General features: G+C 67.0%; 12 protein-coding genes. 4 read left to right on the top strand and 8 right to left on the bottom strand.

Annotated elements, in window-relative coordinates; translation table 11 throughout:
- Positions 1–140: 140 nt before the first annotated feature.
- Together NA12_RS07555 and NA12_RS07550 are read left to right on the top strand one after the other, a co-directional pair.
- Positions 141–2,978 carry an SNF2-related protein gene (locus tag NA12_RS07555; RefSeq protein WP_174551058.1) on the top strand — a complete coding sequence of 946 codons (2,838 nt, stop codon included), beginning with the start codon at positions 141–143 and terminating at the stop codon, positions 2,976–2,978.
- Complete coding sequence (locus NA12_RS07550; protein ID WP_067447758.1) at positions 2,979–3,728, top strand: SWIM zinc finger family protein; 750 nt, start codon at positions 2,979–2,981, stop codon at positions 3,726–3,728.
- Positions 3,729–3,776: 48 nt separating this feature from the next.
- On the opposite strand, the gene NA12_RS07545 is transcribed toward NA12_RS07550, so the two are convergent.
- From NA12_RS07545 to icmF, 3 genes are all read right to left on the bottom strand, one after another.
- Positions 3,777–4,184 carry a DUF3224 domain-containing protein gene (locus NA12_RS07545; protein ID WP_067447756.1) on the bottom strand — a complete coding sequence of 136 codons (408 nt, stop codon included), beginning with the start codon at positions 4,182–4,184 and terminating at the stop codon, positions 3,777–3,779.
- A 49-nt stretch (positions 4,185–4,233) separates the two neighbouring features.
- Positions 4,234–5,301, bottom strand: a complete 1,068-nt coding sequence (locus NA12_RS07540; RefSeq protein ID WP_067447985.1) for an amidohydrolase family protein — start codon at positions 5,299–5,301, stop codon at positions 4,234–4,236.
- A gap of 82 nt (positions 5,302–5,383) precedes the next feature.
- The gene (gene icmF, locus NA12_RS07535; RefSeq protein WP_243655062.1) at positions 5,384–8,593 is read right to left on the bottom strand and encodes a fused isobutyryl-CoA mutase/GTPase IcmF; all 3,210 of its coding nucleotides are present in this window, start codon (positions 8,591–8,593) and stop codon (positions 5,384–5,386) included.
- A gap of 135 nt (positions 8,594–8,728) precedes the next feature.
- Between icmF and NA12_RS07530 the strand changes: the two genes are divergently transcribed.
- Positions 8,729–9,688, top strand: a complete 960-nt coding sequence (locus NA12_RS07530) for a DUF2157 domain-containing protein (protein ID WP_067447752.1) — start codon at positions 8,729–8,731, stop codon at positions 9,686–9,688.
- A 43-nt stretch (positions 9,689–9,731) separates the two neighbouring features.
- Here NA12_RS07530 and NA12_RS07525 read toward each other — a convergent pair whose 3' ends face one another.
- A complete protein-coding gene (locus NA12_RS07525; protein WP_067447750.1) occupies positions 9,732–10,283 on the bottom strand; it encodes a hypothetical protein in 552 nt (183 codons plus the stop codon).
- A gap of 142 nt (positions 10,284–10,425) precedes the next feature.
- On the opposite strand from NA12_RS07525, the gene NA12_RS07520 reads away from it, so the two are divergent.
- On the top strand, positions 10,426–11,220 hold the full coding sequence (locus NA12_RS07520; RefSeq protein ID WP_067447748.1) for an enoyl-CoA hydratase: 795 nt from the start codon (positions 10,426–10,428) through the stop codon (positions 11,218–11,220).
- Here the strand turns inward: NA12_RS07520 and NA12_RS07515 are convergent.
- From NA12_RS07515 to NA12_RS07500, 4 genes are all read right to left on the bottom strand, one after another.
- Positions 11,217–12,263, bottom strand: a complete 1,047-nt coding sequence (locus tag NA12_RS07515; protein ID WP_067447745.1) for an acetate and sugar kinases/Hsc70/actin family protein — start codon at positions 12,261–12,263, stop codon at positions 11,217–11,219. The genes NA12_RS07520 and NA12_RS07515 overlap by 4 nt on opposite strands.
- A gap of 25 nt (positions 12,264–12,288) precedes the next feature.
- Positions 12,289–12,876: a MarR family winged helix-turn-helix transcriptional regulator gene (locus NA12_RS07510; protein WP_067447983.1), complete on the bottom strand. Its 588-nt coding sequence runs from the start codon at positions 12,874–12,876 to the stop codon at positions 12,289–12,291.
- A gap of 903 nt (positions 12,877–13,779) precedes the next feature.
- On the bottom strand, positions 13,780–14,283 hold the full coding sequence (locus NA12_RS07505) for a GNAT family N-acetyltransferase (protein WP_207905653.1): 504 nt from the start codon (positions 14,281–14,283) through the stop codon (positions 13,780–13,782).
- 5 nt (positions 14,284–14,288) lie between these two features.
- Positions 14,289–15,074, bottom strand: a complete 786-nt coding sequence (locus NA12_RS07500) for a GntR family transcriptional regulator (RefSeq protein ID WP_067447741.1) — start codon at positions 15,072–15,074, stop codon at positions 14,289–14,291.
- Between the last annotated feature and the right edge of the window lie 106 nt (positions 15,075–15,180).

The following is a 15,180-nucleotide window of genomic DNA, read 5'->3' as shown; positions in this document are numbered from 1 at the left end:
GCCTGGGTCGGTATTGAGTTGTCGCCGGTGGGTGTTCCGGCCCGTGACCAGGGGTTATCTCAGTATGTTCTCGTTGCGGCGAGAAAGCCAGGGCATAGCGGCCGTGATCGGTGTCGGAGTCGCCTGCTTGGATGGAACCCATGCTGCACGGTCTGTGGTCCCCCGAATCGGGCCTGCTGCTGTGGCACGACGGGCAGCCGGTGGCCGTGGGGTCGATACTCGGTGACATCGTGGATCGGGCCAGGTTCCGGCACCGCGCGCAGGTCCTCGTCGTCGATGCCGAGGGACAGCCCGAGACCACCGAGGTTCGCGCGCACGCGCTCGCGCCACCGACGGCGGCCGCCGTGTTGCGCAGTCGGCTGCCGCGCGAGCACATCTCCGGCGATCTGCGGTTTCTCGCGCACGTGACGCGCGGTATCGACCGGTGGGTGCGGGCTGGACGCGTGGTGCCGCAGCTCGAGCGAGCCGACGGTCAGTGGTGGGTGCGCTGGCGGCTCGTCGGCGGACAACGCCAACGGGCGTGGCTGGCCGAGCTGGCCGCCGCGATGCCGCAGGCGCTGCGGGTGGCCGGCCCGCCGTCCGCCGTGCTCGACGACCTGTGCACCCACCTCACCGACCCGATCGCCCGCGAGTATCTCGCGCATCGCACGATGACGCACCCACTGCTGGCCGCGTTGGTCGCCGATACCGCGTTGGACGGCGGCTCCTATCGCCTGTCGGAAACCCTGACGCAGTGGCGCGAAGGCTATGCCGCCGATGAGCCCGAACTGGTGTTGCGCCTGTGCGAACCCGACGGCGAATTCGGCACGGTCGACGAATCGGTGGCACTGTGGCGCCTGCAGGTGTGCCTACGCCCGGTCGACGACGCGCCCAAACCCATTGTCTTCGAAGATGATCCGGTGCTGGTGCGCACAGCGGCGGAGAAACTCGGCCAGGCGCGCAAGGCCTACCCACGCCTGCGTGACCTGCCGACCGATGCGCGCGGCCTTGACCTGCTGCTGCCCACCGAAGTGGTCGTCGATCTGGTGGCCCACGGCGCGCATGCCCTGCGCGAAGCCGGAATTCGCCTGTTGCTGCCGCGCGCGTGGAACATCGCCGAACCGAGCATGCGATTGCGCGTGAGCAGTCCCGCCGCCGCCGAATCCACGGTCGGCCTCAGCGGGCTGCTGTCCTACCGGTGGGAGTTGGCGCTCGGTGATCTCGTACTCACTCCGGCCGAGATGGAACGGCTGATCAGCAGCAAATCCGACCTGGTCCAGTTGCGCGGCGAGTGGGTGCAGGCCGACCATCGAGCACTGGCCGCCGCCGCGCGCTATGTCGCCCAGCACGCCGACGACAGCCCGATCACCCTGGCCGACATGATCGGTGAACTCGCCGCCGAGCGGGTCGACAATGTCCCCGTCACCGAGGTCACCGCCGACGGCTGGGCGGCCGAATTGTTCGCCAGGGAAGGCGAACCCGAGCCGGTTCCGGTTCCGGTCGGTCTGAAAGCCCAGCTGCGGCCCTACCAGGAACGCGGCCTGAGCTGGCTGGCCACGATGAGCAGGCTGAACTGCGGTGCGATCCTGGCCGACGACATGGGCCTCGGCAAGACCGTGCAGGTGTTGGCGCTGCTGGTGCACGAGCGCGAGGTCGCCACGTCGGGTGCGTCGACGCGGCTCCCGACCTGTGACGCCGAGGCGCGGGTCGGACCGACGCTGCTGGTGTGTCCGATGTCGGTGGTCGGCAACTGGCAACGCGAAACACAACGCTTCGCCCCTGACCTGCGCGTGCTCGTGCACCACGGTCCCGGTCGCCGCCAAGGCCCGGAATTCGCCGCGGCGGTGGCGGATTCGGATCTGGTTATCACCACCTACGCACTGCTCGCCCGCGATATCACCCTGCTCAACGAACAGCGGTGGGAGCGGATCGTGCTCGACGAAGCTCAGCACATCAAGAACGCGGTGACCAGACAGGCGCGTGCGGCCAGGGCACTCACCGCGCGACATCGCTTGGCACTCACCGGAACTCCGGTGGAGAACCGGCTCGAGGAACTGCGCGCGCTGTTCGACTTCGCGATGCCGAAACTGCTCGGCAGCCCGCAATCGTTCCGTGCCAGGTTCGCGGTGCCGATCGAACGTGAACGCGACCAGCAGGCCATCGACCGGCTGCGCCTGATCACCGATCCGTTCGTGCTGCGCAGGCTCAAAACCGATCCGACGGTGATCAGCGACCTGCCGGAGAAGCTGGAAATGACGGTGCGGGCCAACCTCACCGTCGAACAGGCCGCGCTCTATCAGGCCGTTGTCGACGACATGCTGGAGAAGCTCAAAGACGCGAAAGGCATGGCGCGCAAGGGCGCTGTGCTCGGCGCGCTGACCCGGCTCAAACAGGTCTGCAATCACCCCGCGCACTACCTGGGCGACGGTTCGCCGATCCTGCGACGGAGCGCGCACCGCTCCGGCAAACTGGCGCTGGTCGAGGACGTGCTCGACGCGGTGCTCGCCGACGGCGAGAAAGCACTGCTGTTCACCCAGTTCCGTGAGTTCGGCGACTTGATCCTGCCCTACCTCACCGAGCGATTCGGCACCCCGATCCCGTTCCTGCACGGCGGTGTCGCCAAGCAGCGTCGCGACGATATGGTGACCGGCTTCCAGGGGGCGGACGGCCCGCCGTTGATGCTGCTCTCGCTCAAGGCCGGCGGTACCGGGCTCAACCTCACCGCTGCCAATCATGTTATCCACCTGGACCGTTGGTGGAACCCGGCCGTCGAGAACCAGGCCACCGACCGCGCGTTCCGGATCGGCCAGCAGCGCGCGGTGCAGGTCCGCAAGCTGGTGTGCGTCGACACCATCGAAGAGCGGATCGACGAAATGATCAACGGGAAGAAGCAATTGGCCGATCTGGCGGTCGGCGCGGGGGAGAACTGGATCACCGAGATGAGCACCGACGAACTGCGCGAGCTGTTCACCCTCGGCGCCGAGGCGGTGGGTGAGTAGATGGCCGACTTCAGCCAGTTCGGTCCCCGCAAACCGGTTCGCGGCGGCGCCCAGGCTCGCGGCGGGTTCGGCCGGACCTGGTGGGGCAAGGCACTGCTCGAGGCGGTGGAGAAGGTGGCCGACGCGGGCAGGCTCTCGCGTGGACGCACCTACGCCAGGGTCGGGCAGGTGGTGAACTACCGGATCGAACGCGGCGCGGTGACCGCGGAGGTGCAGGGCAGCCAACCGAGTCCGTTCACCTCGGTGCTGTCGATCCGGCCGCTGCGCGAGGAGGAGGTGGAACTGCTGCTCGCCGAGATCGGGCAGGCGCCCGGCATGCTCGCCGAGATCGCCTCGGGCGCGCTCCCGCCCGCGCTCGGCCCGCACCTTCTGCCGACCACGGCCGCCGAACTGGACTTCACCTGCAGCTGTCCGGACATGGGCTGGCCGTGCAAGCACGTCGCGGCGGTCTGCTATCTGCTCGCCGAGCGCCTCGACGAGCAGCCCGGGGTGATCCTCACCCTGCGCGGTCTCGACCTCGACACCCTCATCGGCGGTGTCGAGAAGTCCGCGCGCATCGTCGATTCCGCAGACATCTACGGTGACGAACTGGTCCTGCCCGAGCTGCCTCGCGTCGAATTCCATGCCGTCATCGACGACCTCGACGCGATCGCGCTGCGTCGCGCGCTGCGGATGAGCGCCGAGGACGAGCCGACCGCGGCCACCGGCCTACGCGAATTGCGCTCGCTCTATGCCGAATTCGACATCTGATGCGCGCCGGACCGGGCAACACGGCACCGACGCGCTGATCGGCGTGGGTCAGCCCAACTCGTACTCGAACCAGATGTGGTGTCCGCCCTCGGCATCCACGTACAGGGCGCCGGTACCGGTGAGGCCGGTCAACTCCCCGGTGCCGCTGCGGGGGACGATATGGAAGAACTCGTCGGTGCGGTCGGTACCGCCGGTGGTGGCCGAGTGGACGAAGTTGAACGCACCGGCCCTGCCGTTGAGCGCGCCCTCGAACGACTCCATCGCGAGATAGGTGCCCGCGCCGGTGCTCATGTCGAAGGCGGCGGTGAACAGCGTGGCCGAGAGCCCTTCGATCTCGCCCGCGTAGGACTTCGTCATGGTCGAGACACCGACCGGCATTCCGGTGACGACGGGAGGCTGCGGTGTCAGCTCGGTGGGCTCGAACGCGGTGACCTCGAAGGTGCCGATGGCTTTCATGCGCCGATGCTAAACCCGGCCACCGACACAAACCGGCGCGCGCGGCGATTCACGCGGTCGGCTCGATCCGGTAGAACCGGATAGCATTGCCGCCGAACACCTTTCGCAGGTCATCGGTGCTCGCCCGCGCGTCGCTCAGCGCGGTGGCCACGGTCTCGACCGCGCCGGCGATACTGGTGATCGGCTTGTCGACCGGAAAATTCGACCCCCAGATCAGCCGATCGGCGCCGAACACCGCCAGCGCGTGCGCCAGCAGCGGACTCACCCGCGCGAGCAGCGTCGGCACCGGCGTGGGAGTACCGCGTGGCGGCACCGGATGCCCGAGCACCGGCATCATCAGCCCGCTCACCTTGGCCACCACGTTCGGCTGCGCGGCCAGATCGGTGAGGTCCTCGCACCACCGATCGAACAGTGCCTTGCGCTGCGCGGCGGTGTGCCCGGTGTCCTTGCCGACCGGACCGAAGATGCCGGCCGGCGTCCCCAGGTGATCGAGCACGATCGGCACCTCGGGGAACCGTTCGGCCAGCGCCGTCACCTCGGGGAGCTGCCCCGAATACACCCACGCGTCGAACGAGAGCCCGCGCTCGGCGAGCTGGGCGAAGCCGTTCAGGAACGCCGGGGCAGTGAGCGCGCCGTCATCGGCGGCGAAGGACTTCACAGCGGGATCTGGATGGTAGGCGACCATCGTCCGAATGCCACGCAACAGCGGTGACGCGGACTGATGCGCGTCGAGCACCGCGCCGAAGTCCGCGGCGGCGGGGTCGGCGGAGCCGATGATCGTGGACAAGGCGGGTGTGTCGACACCGAAGGGCAGGCTCGCCACCCACCGCGTCTCGTCGGGTTTCCAGCCCGCCCACTGCACCTCGATTTCCACCACCGATTCGACCGGCGTATTCCCCCGGTCCGCGCGGTAGTCGGCGGGCAGATACGGGTGTAGATAGGCGCTGGGGTCGCCGATGAATTCGCGGTCACGCAGCGGGGCCAGTTTCGCGGCGATATCGACCGGTATCGGAAGGTAGCGCATCAATTTCGCGAGTTTGCTGAACTCTCGTGGTGTGGCATGCGGGTCCCACTGGTGAATATGAGCATCGATGATGTCGAAGTCGGTCGGATTCATGCTGTGGGGTCCCATCGCCGCCGCTGCCAGAGCTCACGGCGATTGTCACACGCCCACCACGCGCAGCGGCGGATTACGCTGCTCAAACCGTGCGCCGATATTGTCCTCCCACCGCGAAGAAGGCATCGGTGACCTGCTGCAATGTGCATACGCGCGCTGCGTCCATGAGGACATCGAAGATATTGCCGTCGGTGTGCGCCACCTCGGTGAGCCGGGCCAGCGCGCGATGGGACAGCTCGGCGTGATCAGCCTGGAAACTGTGCAGCCGGTCGAGTTGGGAGCGGCGTTCGGCTTCGGTACCGCGAGCCAATTCCAGCGGTGCGTGCGCGCCGTCGTCGTCGCGGCCGCGAAAGGTGTTCACCCCGACGATCGGCAATGACCCATCGTGTTTGCGCTGCTCGTAGCGCATGGATTCGTCCTGGATGCGACCGCGCTGGTAGCCGGTCTCCATCGCCCCGAGTACGCCGCCGCGTTCGCTGATCCGCTCGAATTCGAGCAGCACGGCCTCTTCGACGAGATCGGTGAGTTCGTCGACGATGAAACTGCCCTGGAGCGGATTCTCGTTGACGGCGAGCCCCCATTCCTTGGCGATGATGAGCTGAATCGCCAGCGCGCGGCGCACCGAGTCCTCGGTCGGGGTGGTCACCGCCTCGTCGAAGGCATTGGTGTGCAGGCTGTTGCAATTGTCGTAGACGGCGATCAGCGCCTGCAGGGTGGTGCGAATATCGTTGAACTGCATTTCCTGCGCGTGCAGCGAACGACCAGAGGTCTGCACGTGGTACTTGAGTTTCTGGGCGCGTTCGCCCGCGCCGTACCGGTCGCGCATCGCGATCGCCCAGATACGTCGGGCCACCCGGCCGATCACCGTGTATTCGGGATCCATGCCATTGGAGAAGAAGAACGACAGATTCGGGGCGAAGTCGTCGATCGCCAGCCCGCGCGCGAGATAGGTCTCCACATAGGTGAATCCGTTGGCGAGAGTGAACGCCAGCTGGCTGATGGGGTTGGCGCCCGCCTCGGCGATGTGATATCCCGAAATCGAGACCGAATAGAAATTTCGGACGTCGTTGCGCACGAACCATTCCTGGACGTCGGCCATCATGCGCAGGCTGAATTCGGTGGAGAACAGGCAGGTGTTCTGGCCCTGATCCTCCTTGAGGATGTCGGCCTGCACGGTGCCGCGCACGGTCGACAGCGTGGTGGCGCGGATATCGGCGGCTTCGGCCGAGGTCGGCTCGCGGCCTTCGACCTCGGCGAAGCGATGCAGCGCTTGGTCGATCGCGGTGTTGAGGAAGAAGGCGAGGATGGTCGGGGCGGGGCCGTTGATCGTCATCGAGACCGAGGTGGTCGGGGCGCCGAGATCGAAACCGTCGAACAGCGTGCGCATGTCCTCGATGGTGGCCACCGAGACGCCCGAGGTGCCCACCTTGCCGTAGATGTCGGGGCGCTGCGCGGGATCGTGGCCGTAGAGGGTGACGGAGTCGAAGGCGGTGGAAAGGCGGGTGGCTTCGGCGTGGGCGCTGAGGACCTTGAAACGGCGATTGGTGCGGGCCGGATCGCCCTCGCCCGCGAACATTCTCGCGGGATCCTCGTTCTCGCGTTTGAAGGGGAAAACGCCTGCGGTGAAAGGGAATCGGCCGGGCAGGTTCTCGGCGCGCAGGAAGCGGAGGAGTTCGCCGTCGTCGGTGTAGCGGGGCAGGGCGACACGGGCGATGCTGGTGCCGGACAGGGATTCGCGGCGTAGCGGCGTGCGCAGTTCGCGGTCACGGATGCGGACCACCTGCTCGTCGCCGCGATAGTTCTCGGCGACCGCGGGCCATTCGGCCAGCGCCGCCGTCGAGGACTCGGAGAGGGTGGGCCGGGCCTGCGCGAGCAGGTCGGTGACCGCCGCGTCGTCGGGGAGTTCGTCGTGCACCAGCGTCAGCCGTTGAATCCGTTGGGCGGCAGTGACTTCACGCTGGGTATCGGCGTGGTAGCCCCGGACCGTGTCGGCGATGTCGGCCAGGTACCGGACTCGTGACGGGGGCACGAGCTGAGCGAAGCGGGTGGAGACCGAGGTGTCCACCCGCGGCAGGGCGCCGGGCTCGAGCGCCAGGCCGTGTTCGGTGAGCAGGCCGGTGAGGTGCTGGTACAGGGCGGTGACGCCGTCGTCGTCGAAAGTCGCCGCGCTGGTGCCGAAAACGGGCATGTCCGAGGGACTCGCGCCGAATTCCGCACGGTTGCGGATCAATTGGCGGGCCACATCGCGCACCGCGTCGGCCGCGCCGCGGCGCTCGTACTTGTTGATCGCGACGACATCGGCGTAGTCGAGCATATCGATCTTCTCCAGCTGCGAGGCGGCGCCGAATTCCGGCGTCATCACATACAGCGCCACATCCACATGGTCGACGATGCCCGCGTCACCCTGGCCGATGCCGGGGGTCTCGAGGATGACCAGGTCGTGACCGGCGGCGCGGCAGGCGGCGATCATGGTGTCGATATCGTCGGGCAGTTCGTGATTGCCGCGGGTGGCCAGTGACCGGAAGTACACATGATCGCCGTCGAGGGCGTTCATCCGGATCCGGTCACCGAGCAGGGCGCCGCCCGCTCGCCGACGGGTCGGATCCACCGCGAGGACGGCGATGCGGAGTTTGTCCTGCTGGTCGGTGCGCAGCCTGCGCACCAATTCATCGGTGAGAGAGGACTTTCCGGACCCGCCGGTGCCGGTGATCCCGAGAACCGGTACGCGTCGCTTGGCGGCGGCCGCGAGGATCGCGCCACGATCGGATTCGGGCAACGAGCCCTGCTGCAGGCAGGTGATGGTGCGCGCCAGGGCATGTCGATCACCGGTGTAGAGCGCGTCCAGATCGGGAGCGGTCCGCGCGGGGTCGACATCGCAGAGCTCGATCAGCTCGTTGATCATGCCGGGCAGGCCGAGACGCTGACCGTCTTCGGGGGAGAAGATCCGCACGCCGCTCGCCGCGAGGCGGTCGATCTCGTCGGCGACGATCACCCCGCCGCCGCCACCGAAGATCCGCACGTCACCGGCGCCCGCCTCACGCAGTGCCAGTGCCAGGTATTCGAAGAACTCGATGTGCCCGCCCTGATAGGAGCTCACCGCGACGCCCTGCACGTCTTCCTCCAGCACCGCGTCGACGATCTCACGCACCGAACGGTTGTGTCCGAGATGGATCACCTCGGCGCCCTGGGCCTGCAGGATCCGACGCATGATGTTGATCGCGGCGTCGTGCCCGTCGAACAGCGCCGCCGAGGTCACGAATCGCACGGGATTCACCGGAACATGCAGGCTCATGACTGCCTCCGCCATTGATAGATCGCCCGATACTAGGACATCAAACTAATTCTACTGTGAACTGTGTCACTGCGTCGCGAAACGCTACCCGCGGCTTGTGGTGGAAACGCCGCCGCAGGTCGACATACTCGACGGATGGTTCGCGAGCACCGGGTGGATGTGGCGTTGGAGCGGCTGGTGGCTTCCGGGGTGATCAGCGGGGAGCAGCGGGCAGCCGTGCTACGGGCGGTCGACACGCAGGATCGCGCCGGGCGCGCCGGTGGGGGACGGGTGGCCGCCGAGATCGTGGCGTACCTGGGTGCCGGGCTGGTGGCCGCTGGGCTCGGGTTGTTCGTCGACACGGCGTGGGCGCAGGTGGCGCAGTCGGGGCGGGTGGTTCTGCTGGTGGCGGTGGCCGGGTGCGCGGTATGGGGAGCGGTGGTGCTGGCCGAGGGACGCGCTGGAGTGTTTCGCAGGGTGCCGATCGCGTCGGCGGGGCGGGTGCGGTTGGCCGCGGTGCTGCTCGTGCTGGCGGCGGTGGCAATGACCGGCGCGGTGGCGACGGCGTTCGACGGGCACCACGGCGACGCGACAGCCATCGCGGCCTCGATCGCGGGACTGCTCATCGCCGTCCTCGGATATCTGCTGGTGCCGAGCGCGCTCGGGATGGTCGCCGTGGCCTGCTTCGGGGTGGCGAGCATTCTGAGTGTCGCCTCGGAGCTGTTCGATGTGGGTTCGCCGTGGGAGGGGATCGCGCTCATGGTGTTCGGTGCGCTCTGGTTCGGACTCGGGTCGGCTCACCTGCTGGTGGTCGACTGGGTCGGATACCTGCTCGGCGGGGTGATCGCGGTGATCGGCGCGCAATCGGTGACGCTCGGTGAATCGCTGTGGCGACCCGCGCTGACCGGGCTGATCGGGGTGCTCTGTTTGGTGCTGTACGCGCGGCGTCGCGAGGGCGTGCTGGTGCTCGGCGGGGCGAGCGCCATCGCGGTCGCGGTCGCGCAGGTGGTGGCCGACTACACCGCGGGTGGGCCGGTCGTCGCGAGTGTGGTGTTGGGGATCGGCGCGCTGGTGCTCACCGCCGGGGTAGTGGTCGTGCTCGGTCGGACCGCTTGACCCGCGTCCTGGCTGGGGACGGGACCGTCGGCGACGGTTCGGATCAGCGGATCAGGGTGGTTTCCTGGGCGCGGATCGTCCGGAAGAAGCGCGGGCCCACATCCGCGCCGTCGTGGTTGTAGCTGTCGATGATCTCGGCTAGTTCGTCGGCGAACCGGCGTAGGTCCTCGGTGGCGGTGATGCGGTCGAATTCGTCGGGTTCCCAGCCCCACGCGGGCGGGATGTCGGTGATCGTGACAACGATCTGGTCGGCGAACGGGGTCGTCACGGCCACGGTGAGCTCGGCGGGGGCCGCCGCGAGAGGGCTGTGCACGGTGACCTCGCCGGGGGCGCCCGCGGCGACGAACGTGCGGGCGAACGCGATGTCCTCGCGGACCGATTCGACGATCGAGGCGGTGCTCGCGTGCCTGCCCGCCCGGTGGTGCCGCGAACCGTAGACGCGGTCCGGCGCGGCACCCGAGGCAGCGTGGTCCGCGGTTTTCCGGAGCAATCGGTCGAGCATGCGCTCGGCGGTGGCGCGCTCGCCCGCACCGGTGTTCTCGTGGTCGATCAGTGCGCGCAGGCGGGTGATCCGCACGAAGTGGTCGCTGCCCATGTCGACGATTGTGCCGCAAATCGGGCGTGGTGGAATGTGTCACAGGCGGCGTGCCACGGTACAGATCCTCGTTACCCGGGGCACGTCGAGGCTCGGTATCGTCTGCATCGTCCGTGACCGTTGATTTGACAAGAGGTTGGCTGTGACCGAATTCGAGACGATTCTGCTGGAGCGCAAAGGCGGCACCGACGGCAAGGGCGTGGTCGGCTGGATCACCCTGAACCGGCCCAAGGCGCTGAACGCGCTCAATGCCCAGGTCCTCGACGACGTCATCGCCGCGCTCGACGAGCTCGACCGTGACGACTCGATCGGCGCCGTCGTGATCACCGGCTCGGCGAAGGCCTTCGCGGCGGGCGCCGACATCAAGGAGATGGCCCCCAAGTCGTACATGGACATGTTCCTGGCCGACTATTTCGCCCGCTGGGATCGCCTGGCCAACTTCCGCAAGCCCACCATCGCCGCCGTCTCCGGTTACGCCCTCGGTGGCGGCTGTGAGCTGGCGATGCTGTGCGACATCCTGATCGCCGGCGACAACGCCAAGTTCGGTCAGCCCGAGATCACGCTCGGCGTCATCCCCGGCATCGGCGGCTCGCAGCGTCTCACCCGGGCGATCGGCAAGGCCAAGGCGATGGATCTGATCCTGACCGGGCGGATGATCGGTGCCGAGGAAGCCGAGCGCTCCGGGCTCGTCTCGCGGGTCGTGCCCGCCGACGACCTGCTCGACGTCGCGCTAGAGGCCGCGCAGACCATCGCGTCGATGTCGCTGCCGGTCGCGATGATCGCCAAGGAGGCGGTGAACCGCTCGTTCGAGACCACGCTCGCCGAGGGCCTGCTGTTCGAACGCCGGGTGTTCCATTCGCTGTTCGCGACCGCGGATCAGAAGGAAGGCATGGCCGCTTTCGTCGAGAAGCGTCCGCCGAACTTCACCAACAGCTAGTTCGGTTTCCAGTGCGGCGCACCGTCGATGAAGTGCGCCGTACTCGGCGCGGTGCCCGGTTCAGGGGACCGCGCCGAAGGGGCGGTATTGCTGAGCAGACCGACAACCGTGCCGCCGAGGGTCGCCGTCACCGCGACCGCGGCGAGAAGCTTTCGGTGGCCCCGCGGCGGCGGTACTCCCACGCTCGCACCGCGACACGGCATCCGTAACCGCGCCGAGGGGCGGGCGCACAGCAGCACCGCACCGCGCGCCGAAACATATTCCGGCTCAGGGTCGTACACGATCGGCAGGTCGATCAGCCGGGCCAGATCGGTGCGCAGACTCGGGTTGCGGGTGCAGCCGCCGAGCAGGACCAGCGCTCCCGGCTTCGCCCCGGTCTCCTCGATCAGCAGGCGCGCGAACGACGCCGAATGACGCAGTCCCGCTTCGCAGAGCGCGGCCAGATCGCTGCGGGTCAGCACCGTGCGGTCGCCGGTGTCGGCATCGGCCGCGGTGACAACTCTCTTGCGGCTCAACGATTCTCGATGTTCGCGACTGGCGTGCGCGTCGGTGCGGACACCACTGCGCGCGAGTCGCGAACGCAGGAGCGCGTCGTAGCCGTCGCCGCTGAGGGCGGTGCTGCGTGTGCCCGCGAGGATGGTTTCGGCTCGGCAATCGGCGTGGGTGATGGTCAAACCGGAACGGCCGGGGTCGTAGAGCAGCACCGAGTCGGTGGCGGGGAGCAGTCCGCTGTAGCGCAGATAGCGCAACTGGGCCAGCGGTTCGTCGACGATCACGAAGTCGGCTCGGCCCGCTGCCGCTCTGATCGCGTCGGCCTGCGACTCGTCGCGGCAGGTGACCGCGGTGCCGGAGATGTATTCGTCGCGTGCGGCGGCGGCGGTGCGCATGCGGTGGATGGCGGTGAGTACCGATTCCGCCACCGATCCGCCCGCCCGGCGCGGGACGTGGATCCGGTCGACGGGCGGCATGTGGGGCTGATCGGAATGGGTCAGCAGCGCGCGGGCTCCACCCGCGCCCGCCGATACCCCGAGGATCAGCACCATGGGCTACATGGTGGACCCTTTCGAGCTAGCTGCCAAGGGGGTCGCCCGAAGATTCTCCGGTCGATTGCCAGGTCGCCTGGAATGCGAGGTTTTCTGCATCGTCGACCTCGAAATCGCCCGCGTCGTGACGGAATTGTGCCAGCAGTCGGAGCAGGTCGCGGCCCTGGTCGGCGGGTAGGCCCGGTTCGGCGAACACTTCGGCATTCAGCGCCGCCGTGGCTTCGGCCACGGATTTCCTTCCCGCATCGGTGATTTCGATGAGTGTTGCCCGCCGGTCACTGGGGTGCGGGACGCGGACGACCAGCCCGGCCGTTTCGAGCCGATCAACGGTATTGGTCACACTCGTGGGGTGCACCTGTAGACGCGCACTCGCCTTCGCCATCGGCAGGGCGCCGGTGCGGCTGAAACTGAGCAATTGCAGGAGTTCGTAGCGGGAGAACGTCAGCCCGGAGGGTTTGAGCGCCTCGTCGACCCTCGCCATGACGATCTGCTGCGCTCGAACCAGTGACGTCACCAGGGCCATGCCATCGGCGACCGACTCCCAACCGTGGGCAACCCACTGCCGGTGAGCCTCGGCGATGGGGTCATGGGTGAGCGGTCTGGGCCGTGACATGAAAACGATCATTCCACGACCCAGCCGCTTTTCCACAGAGCGAGCGGCGGGAATTGAACCCGCGTTAACGGCTTTGCAGTTCGATTGATTGTATAAGTGCAGGACACGGCATCGTTGGCTGTTATTGGGCGCGATAGCCGACCTGGCGAAACGGGTGCATTTACCGTTGGTGCTATTGGTCGTGTGTGGCACTCGTGCGGACGAATTGCGGACGTAGCCCGGCTGGGAGAACCCCGCCGGGCTACACGCATGCCTGGACCCTGATGCCCTGGGGGACTTCACTTCCCCGGCTTCCTCATACTGGCCATCCCTGAACTGAGGGAGGTCGTGTCAAGGGCGCTCTTTCCCTTGACTCGGCTGAGTGAGGTCAGACAATTGGGCCATGAGGAGCCGACTCAACCCACGGGGTTTTCCCACCGACTCACCGCGGCTTCGTTCGTTCAGCAATTCGCCGACCTGGTGACCGGCCAAGGTGATCGGGAATTATGCCGGCCTTTTCGGCTGGGACCGGTGACGGTTCGGTGACCACCTGCACGGGTTCGGCAGGCTGGTCCTATGAGGCAAGCGACGAAGTCGTGCGGCAGTACGTATGCGACTCGGTGCGCTGGTGGCTGTCGATCGGGGCAGGGTGCCGACACGATCGGGCTCGTGAATTCCGTTCAGCAATTCTTGCCGGGCCATTGGTCGGGCCTCGTCAACAGCTCGGGTCGGTGCTGTGTGAGCTGGTTGGAGTCCCGGTTCGCCTGCTCTCGGCGCTCAGCGTCGCCGACGTGCCGACGCGCCGGACGGTGAGGTACGAGCAAGGCCGCTGCGCGTCGAAGCGCGGCGGCGGCGCTGTGCGCCGCCGCAGGCGCTCTTGACTCTATATAGCGAATTTCAGCAACAACTCCGTACAGCGTGGCATCAGCTGGGAGCGACGTAGCACTGTGCTGTGGTCTGTTGGTTATCGCCGAACCGATGCACCGCTGACCCGATGTTCCTCCAGCCGAGCCGCTCATACAGGCGGATCGCGGCTTGGTCCTTCTCCATGACGTCGAGAACCAACGTCTTGCCCTGGGCCTTCGCGTAGGTCATGGCTGTGTGAACGAGAAGCGTTCCAACGCCCTGGTTTCTGCCAGCAGAACCGACGAAGAGGCGTCCGAATACCAAAAGGTCTGCCTCGACGCCACTGCCGTGCTCAATCCACATTGTGGCTGCATCGTCGGAAGGGGTCGGCCTTGTCACAAGCGCATGCCCGACAACCGATCCGGTCAGTTCTGCTGCCCATGCACGGACAAGTGTTGTTGGCGTCAGCCACGAGACGGGATCGGCAACACCTTCCACCGGGTAGCCGTCTCGTTCGTGTACCTCGACAAGAAGGCGTGCGCACTCGTCGAGGTCGAGCTGAGTGCGGGGTCGTACGGTCACGGGCATTAGTCCTCCACAGGCATGTTGTAGTCGAGGCCGTTCAGGTCGGCGCGCATGACGAAATGCGTGACCTCGAACGGCTGTCCGTCTTGATCAATGCCGGTGTGAAACACGTCGACCACCGGTACCCCATCGGGAATCGCTAGGCCGCGCGTCTCGTCGGGAGATGGCATTCGAGCGGAAATCTCCTCACGAACGCGGGTGATTCGATGGCCACGCTCCTCGAAGCGCGCATAGAGGCTTCCCTTGCCCATCTGTGCGGAGGTGCCCAGTGGAGAGTGTTCAGCAATCGCCCAGGGGATGTACGTCACGCCGACCTGGACAGGCTCTTCGTCTGCGAAGTACCAGTTCTCTCGACGGGCGACCGTGTCGGTTTCCGGATTCAGGTTCAGTCGGGCGGCGACATCCTCGGGCGGCTGTACGCGAGTGATCGAGGTGCAGTCGACCCTTGCCGTTCGCCCCTGCTTCGCGACCTCGGATCGGTATGGCGACAGCCCGGTCTCTTCGCGAAGCCGGTTGGAATATCGGTCGCTGCCAAATCGTAAGAGCCGCTGAGGTTTTCGGACAAATACGCCTTTGCCATGGACGGCCGTCACAAGCCCTTCGTCGGCGAGGATGCGTATCGCCTCTCGGGCTGTGTTCCGGGCGACCTGGTGGCGCTCCGCCAGTACCCGCTCGGACGGTAGTTGGTCACCTGGTGCGAGGTCGCCCCCAGTGATGGCACGGCGCAACTCGTCAGCGACTCGCCTGCTTGGAGGCAATTCGCGGGACTTGGACTCTGCGCTGTTCATGCCTCAATGGTACTGGCTCAAGCCACCCCTTGACTCGGTAGCGTTTGCAGTGGTCTACTGGCTTAAGCCAGTACTGGCTCAAGCCAGTTAGACCGCGATCCAGGGG

The sequence above is a fragment of the Nocardia alba NBRC 108234 genome (assembly GCF_001612665.1).
GTDB classification, from domain to species: Bacteria; Actinomycetota; Actinomycetes; order Mycobacteriales; family Mycobacteriaceae; genus Nocardia; species Nocardia alba.
The sequence above is the reverse complement of the archived record's forward strand: the minus strand, read 5'-3'. Positions and strand labels throughout refer to the sequence as shown.

Excerpts from the sequence above, each read along its gene's own strand:
- NA12_RS07500 (WP_067447741.1), bottom strand. The coding sequence starts at position 15,074 with ATGAACAGCGCAGAGTCCAAGTCCCGCGAATTGCCTCCAAGCAGGCGA.
- NA12_RS07515 (WP_067447745.1), bottom strand. The coding sequence starts at position 12,263 with ATGGTGCTGATCCTCGGGGTATCGGCGGGCGCGGGTGGAGCCCGCGCG.
- NA12_RS07550 (WP_067447758.1), top strand. The coding sequence starts at position 2,979 with ATGGCCGACTTCAGCCAGTTCGGTCCCCGCAAACCGGTTCGCGGCGGC.
- NA12_RS07525 (WP_067447750.1), bottom strand. The coding sequence starts at position 10,283 with ATGGGCAGCGACCACTTCGTGCGGATCACCCGCCTGCGCGCACTGATC.
- icmF (WP_243655062.1), bottom strand. The coding sequence starts at position 8,593 with ATGAGCCTGCATGTTCCGGTGAATCCCGTGCGATTCGTGACCTCGGCG.
- NA12_RS07530 (WP_067447752.1), top strand. The coding sequence starts at position 8,729 with ATGGTTCGCGAGCACCGGGTGGATGTGGCGTTGGAGCGGCTGGTGGCT.
- NA12_RS07555 (WP_174551058.1), top strand. The coding sequence starts at position 141 with ATGCTGCACGGTCTGTGGTCCCCCGAATCGGGCCTGCTGCTGTGGCAC.
- NA12_RS07545 (WP_067447756.1), bottom strand. The coding sequence starts at position 4,184 with ATGAAAGCCATCGGCACCTTCGAGGTCACCGCGTTCGAGCCCACCGAG.
- NA12_RS07540 (WP_067447985.1), bottom strand. The coding sequence starts at position 5,301 with ATGAATCCGACCGACTTCGACATCATCGATGCTCATATTCACCAGTGG.
- NA12_RS07510 (WP_067447983.1), bottom strand. The coding sequence starts at position 12,876 with ATGTCACGGCCCAGACCGCTCACCCATGACCCCATCGCCGAGGCTCAC.